Origin of the sequence: Streptomyces sp. SID14478 (assembly GCF_010548525.1) — a bacterium.
Taxonomy (GTDB): Bacteria; Actinomycetota; Actinomycetes; order Streptomycetales; family Streptomycetaceae; genus Streptomyces.
Genome location: NZ_JAAGMG010000044.1, coordinates 1 through 4,881 on the forward strand (window position 1 = coordinate 1; position 4,881 = coordinate 4,881).

Genomic DNA, 4,881 nt, shown 5'->3' on the forward strand with positions numbered 1-4,881 from the left:
TGGCCGTCGTCCTCGCCCTCGGCGGAGCCGTCCTCGCCGCACTGCGCACGCCGCGCACCCGGCTGCCCCAACAGCGGCCGCTGACCGGGTCGTTGGCGGCCGTCGCGGGCGCCGTGGTCGCCCTGCTCGTCGCGGTGGGCGTCTTCGGCGCCGGTACGTCCCCGAAGACCGACGACGTCGCCGACGCGCGGTCGGTGCGTCCCGCAGCGTCCACGACGAAGCCCATCCCGGTCACGTCCTCGCCGCAGCCGTCCGCCACGCACAGCGCGACGCCCACGCCCACTCCCACCCCCACGCCGACGCACTCGGCGACCCCGACGCCCACGCCGACCCGCACCAAGACGCAGGCCCCGGCGCCCACGCACACCAGGACGAAGGCCGCCGCTCCCGCGCCCGCTCCGACGCACGCCAAGACGCGGGCCCCGGCCGCCCCGGCCTGCGAGATCGTGTCCAACGCGGGCAACTGCTACAGCGCGGGCCAGTTCTGCCGCAACGCCGACGCCGGGAGCACCACGCACGCCGCGAACGGCCGGGTCATCAAGTGCGTCGCGGACGGCAGCCGTCACCGCTGGGTCAACACCTGACGGACGCCTGCGACAGCGCCGCCGCCAGCCGGTCCCGGACCGCCGTCTGCGCCGTGATCCGCCGGTCGATCACGGCGAGGCGGTCGTGGGCGATGCGCAGGAAACCCGGCGAGGGCCAGCCGGCCAGCAGGTCGCCGTCCAGGCACGGCAGGAACACCTGCAGATCGTCCGTGGTGAGCCCCGCGTCGATCAGCATGCGGATGTTGCCGACGCGGGCCACGGCCGTCTCGTCGTACACCCGGTAGCCGTTCGCCGCCCGTGCGGACGTGATCAGTCCGGCCTGCTCGTAGTGGCGCAGGGCGCGCGGGGTGGTGCCGGTCGCCTGGGCCAGTTCTCCGATCCGCATGCCCGCATCGTCACGCCACGACCGCACCCCCGTCCACCGGGACCACGACCCCGGTGACGAACGCCGCCTCGGGCGAGGCGAGATGGGCGATCGTCGCCGCCACCTCCTGCGGGCGCCCGACCCGGCCGAGCGGCGTGTGCTCCAGCTGCCACTTGCGGATCGCGGCCCGCTTTTCGGCCGTGAACGCGGAGTGGTCGGCGATCGGCGTCTCGATCGCACCCGGAGCGACGGCGGCGACCCGTATCCCGCGCGGCGCGAGCTGCACCGCCCAGCTGCGGGTGAGCGAGTCGAGGGCCGCTTTCCCCGCCGCGTAGACGGAGTTGCCGGGCCAGCCGCGCCGGCCGATCGCGGTGGTGACGCTGATGACGACGCCGCGCGAGGCGGTCAGCGCGGGCAGCGCCGCCTGGGTGAGCAGCGTCGGGGCGACCAGGTTCGTGGCGAGCAGCGCGTGCACCGACTCCCGCGTGTACGTCTCCAGGGACTCGGAGTTGGTGACGCCCGCGTTGTGCACCAGGACATCGAGGCGGCCGTGCGCCTCCAGAGTCCTGGCGACGATGCCGGCCGGCCCGTCGTCGGCCGTGAGGTCGGCGGCGAGCGGGGTGATCAGGCCGGGGGCGTACGCGGCGGTCTCGGCGAGGGGCTGCGGTCTGCGGCCCACCGCGACGACCCGGCAGCCCTGTCCGGCGAAGGCGTGGGCGGTGGCGCGGCCGATGCCGGTGCCCGCTCCGGTGACGACGACCGTGCGCGGAGTGCTGGCGTTCATGGTGTCCATACCGGGATCGTCTGACCCTGACGCCAGTGGCAAGGTCAAACGGGCTTCGGGGTAGGGGAGTTCACGACCGGGGCTCCGCTCCCGCCCCTCGTGGGTGTGATCATGCCTCGGGTACGGTGGGCCGGCTGGGGAACAAAGGGAACAAAAAGGGGAGGTGGCGTCGTGCTGCGAGGCGCTGGGCGGATCGTGGCGGCCGTGGCGGTGGCCGCTGTCGCCGTCACCGGGTGCGAGGTGACGACGGGCGGGAGCGGCGAGGCGGGTCCGCAGCCCCAGGGCAAGGCGGGCAGTGCGCTGGCTGCCGTCGACTCGCTCACCGTCAAGGGGCGTGCCCCGAAGACCGGTTACGCGCGGGAACGGTTCGGCACGGCCTGGGCCGACACCGACTCCAATCACTGCGACACCCGCGACGACATCCTCAAGCGGGACCTGAAGGGAGTGCGGTACGCGGACGGCGACTGCAAGGTCGTCGCCGGCACGCTGTCCCCGGACCCGTACGGCGGCAAGGACATCGCCTACGCGCGCGGCCGCAGCAAGGTCGACATCGATCACCTCGTCGCGCTGTCCGACGCCTGGCAGAAGGGCGCCTTCCAGTGGCAGCCGAGCAAGCGCATCGCGTTCGCCAACGACCCGCTGAACCTCCTCGCCGTCGACGCGACTCCCAACCGCAGCAAGGGGGACGGCGACACGGCCACGTGGCTCCCGCCCAACAAGGGCTACCGGTGCACGTACGTCGCCGGGCAGGTCGCCGTGAAGAAGAAGTACGGGGTGTGGGTGACCGCCGCCGAGCGCGACGCCATGAAGAAGGTGCTGCACACCTGCCCGGACCAGAAGCTGCCGACCGGCGGAAATCCGACTGCGGCGCCGCCGCGGTTCCATGCAGGATGACCGTATGAACACGCCTTCCGCCCCCGTCGACGGCCTGACCGTCACCACCCTCGCCGAGCGGCCCGAACTCGTCGGGCCGCTGTGGGCCATGCCGGACAACTGGCCCGTCTTCGTACCCCACGACCCGGTGGGCGCCCTGCTCATGCACCGGGTGCGCGACGAGTTCCCCGAGTACGTGCTCGTCGCCACCGACGCCGAAGGGGCCGTCGTGGCCCGGGGCTTCAGCGTGCCGTTCGCGCTGCACGCCGAGGGGCGCGGGCACCTGCCCGACCGGGGCTGGGACCAGGTGCTGACGTGGGCGTTCACCGACCGCGCGGCCGCGCTCGCCCCGGACACCGTCAGCGCGATCGAGATCACCATCGTGCCCGGCATGCAGGGCAAGGGACTGTCCGGGCGGATGCTCGCGGCGATGCGGGACAACGCGCGCGCCCGGGGGTTCCGCGAGGTCGTCGCGCCGGTGCGGCCGAGCGCCAAGCACCTGGAGCCCGCGACCCCGATGAGCGCCTACGCGTACCGCGTCAGGGAGTCGGACGGGCTGCCCGCCGACCCGTGGCTGCGGGTGCACGCCCGCGCGGGCGCCGTCATCGACAAGGTGGCGCCCGCCTCGATGACCGTGTCCGGGTCGCTGGCCCAGTGGCGGGAGTGGACCGGGCTCGCGTTCGACACCGCGGGCCCCGTGGAGGTGCCCGGCGCGCTGGTGCCGGTGCACTGCGAACCGGCGGGCGGGTACGCCGTGTACGTCGAGCCGAACGTGTGGGTGCGGCACGCGCTGTGAGCGCCTGCCGCACCACCCCCCTCGTGCCCTCGCCGCGCTGTTACAGCTTCAGGTCCCACTGCGAGGCGTTGTACTCGAAGCTCGGGGTGACCTCGACGGTCAGGTTCTCGGCGTCCGCCGGGGTGTCGAAGGCGTAGACGACCGTGGCCTTCTTGCCGGGCAGGATGGTGCCGTCGAAGCCCGTGCCGACCTTCTCGTCGAAGACCTGCTCCGCGTCGACGCCGTCCTGGCCGGCGCGGGCGTCCGCGGTCAGCAGCGACGAGTCGAACTTCTTCTTGCTGTCGTTGGTGACCGTGACGGTGACCTTGTACGCGTGATGGCCCGCGGTGTGGCCGGCGGCGTACTCGCTGGGGCTGTACGCGACCGCGTTCGAGACCGTGACGGTCAGGTCGTCGTCGTAGACCACCGCGTCGCCCGCCTCCAGCGCCTTGCCGAGGTCGGCCTTCTTGTCGTCCTTGCCGCTGCCGGACTTGCCCGGGCTGTCCGCGTCCTTCGCGTCACCCGACGTCTTCGTGTCCTTGGCCTTGGTGTCCGACACCGACTTGTTGATCTCGTCGACCGCGTCGTCGACCGCCTTGAACGTCGTGTACGCGCCGAAGACCGCGAGCCCCAGCGACGCCAGGGCGAGGAGCACGCCCGCCAGGGCGACCCCCTTGTTCGTCGCCTCGCCGCGCTTGGCCCGGCCGCGTCCCGTCAGCCCCAGGATCAGGGCGATCACGCCGAGGGTGCCGGCCAGCCAGAACAGGATCGGGAGCAGGCCGGACAGGACGCCGATGACGCCGAGGATCAGCGCCGCCGTCCCCAGCCCGTTGCGCGCGACCTGCTGCGGGTGCTGCTGCGGCGGCTGGAACGGCGGGTACTGAGGGTGCTGATGGGTCTGGGACATGGATGTTCCTCCGTGATGAGAGACGCCAACCTCCCCCCGGCTTTCCGTGACTCCGGCGGTTGGCTGGGTCAAGAACACCATTCTTTGTGAACCGAGTCAACCGTGTTCACGCGAACCAGTACGTGAACAGTTGTGAATGGGGTTCTTACGCGGCGCTCGGTAGGGTCGGCCGCATGGACAACGCGACAGAGGTGACGGCCGCCGGAATCGCCCGGCTCGCCGGCGTGGGGCGAGCCGCGGTCAGCAACTGGCGGCGGCGCCACGCCGATTTCCCCAAGCCCGTCGGCGGCACCGAGACCAGCCCCTCCTTCGCGCTCGCCGAGGTCGAGGACTGGCTGCGCACCCAGGGCAAGCTCGCCGAGGTCCCGCTGCGCGAGCGCGTCTGGCAGCAGCTCGCCGGACACCCGGCGGGCCCGGTCACCGCGCTGCTGCACGCCGGAAGCGTCCTGCTGCTCGTGCACGACCGGCCCACCGAATGGCTCGCGCTCGGCAAGGCGGACGACGGCGCCCTCGCCGAACGCCTGCCCCCCGCCCTCGAAGGCGTCCTCACCCCGCGCTTCGGCCACGCCACCGAGCGGGCCCTCGCGACCCCGACCGCCGCCGACCTGGTGCCGTCCGTGCCCCTGCTGCGCG

General features: G+C 72.9%; 6 protein-coding genes and 1 pseudogene. 4 read left to right on the forward strand and 3 right to left on the reverse strand.

The window, feature by feature from the left end; translation table 11 throughout:
• A partial coding sequence (locus tag G3I40_RS01725) for a hypothetical protein (protein ID WP_164300357.1) occupies positions 1 to 584 on the forward strand: 584 nt, incomplete at its 5' end.
• Here G3I40_RS01725 and G3I40_RS01730 read toward each other — a convergent pair.
• Positions 574 to 930 (reverse strand): MerR family transcriptional regulator, encoded by a 357-nt coding sequence (locus G3I40_RS01730; RefSeq protein WP_164300358.1) that lies wholly within the window; start codon positions 928 to 930, stop codon positions 574 to 576. The two genes, G3I40_RS01725 and G3I40_RS01730, sit on opposite strands and share 11 nt — an antisense overlap.
• 10 nt (positions 931 to 940) lie before the next feature.
• Positions 941 to 1,702 carry an SDR family oxidoreductase gene (locus G3I40_RS01735; protein ID WP_239091461.1) on the reverse strand — a complete coding sequence of 254 codons (762 nt, stop codon included), beginning with the start codon at positions 1,700 to 1,702 and terminating at the stop codon, positions 941 to 943.
• A 186-nt stretch (positions 1,703 to 1,888) separates the two neighbouring features.
• Between G3I40_RS01735 and G3I40_RS01740 the strand changes: the two genes are divergently transcribed.
• On the forward strand, positions 1,889 to 2,587 hold the full coding sequence (locus tag G3I40_RS01740) for an HNH endonuclease family protein (RefSeq protein ID WP_343244793.1): 699 nt from the start codon (positions 1,889 to 1,891) through the stop codon (positions 2,585 to 2,587).
• 4 nt (positions 2,588 to 2,591) lie between these two features.
• Positions 2,592 to 3,362, forward strand: coding sequence for an N-acetyltransferase (locus tag G3I40_RS01745; RefSeq protein WP_164300359.1), 771 nt, complete (start codon positions 2,592 to 2,594; stop codon positions 3,360 to 3,362).
• Between the two features lie 40 nt (positions 3,363 to 3,402).
• Here the strand turns inward: G3I40_RS01745 and G3I40_RS01750 are convergent, their stop codons facing one another.
• Positions 3,403 to 4,248: a DUF4190 domain-containing protein gene (locus G3I40_RS01750; protein WP_164300360.1), complete on the reverse strand. Its 846-nt coding sequence runs from the start codon at positions 4,246 to 4,248 to the stop codon at positions 3,403 to 3,405.
• Between the two features lie 173 nt (positions 4,249 to 4,421).
• Between G3I40_RS01750 and G3I40_RS01755 the strand changes: the two are divergent.
• Positions 4,422 to 4,881: pseudogene (locus G3I40_RS01755) on the forward strand (SAM-dependent methyltransferase); the annotation flags it as partial.

Excerpts from the sequence above, each read along its gene's own strand:
- G3I40_RS01730 (WP_164300358.1), bottom strand. The coding sequence starts at position 930 with ATGCGGATCGGAGAACTGGCCCAGGCGACCGGCACCACCCCGCGCGCC.
- G3I40_RS01735 (WP_239091461.1), bottom strand. The coding sequence starts at position 1,702 with ATGGACACCATGAACGCCAGCACTCCGCGCACGGTCGTCGTCACCGGA.
- G3I40_RS01745 (WP_164300359.1), top strand. The coding sequence starts at position 2,592 with ATGAACACGCCTTCCGCCCCCGTCGACGGCCTGACCGTCACCACCCTC.
- G3I40_RS01750 (WP_164300360.1), bottom strand. The coding sequence starts at position 4,248 with ATGTCCCAGACCCATCAGCACCCTCAGTACCCGCCGTTCCAGCCGCCG.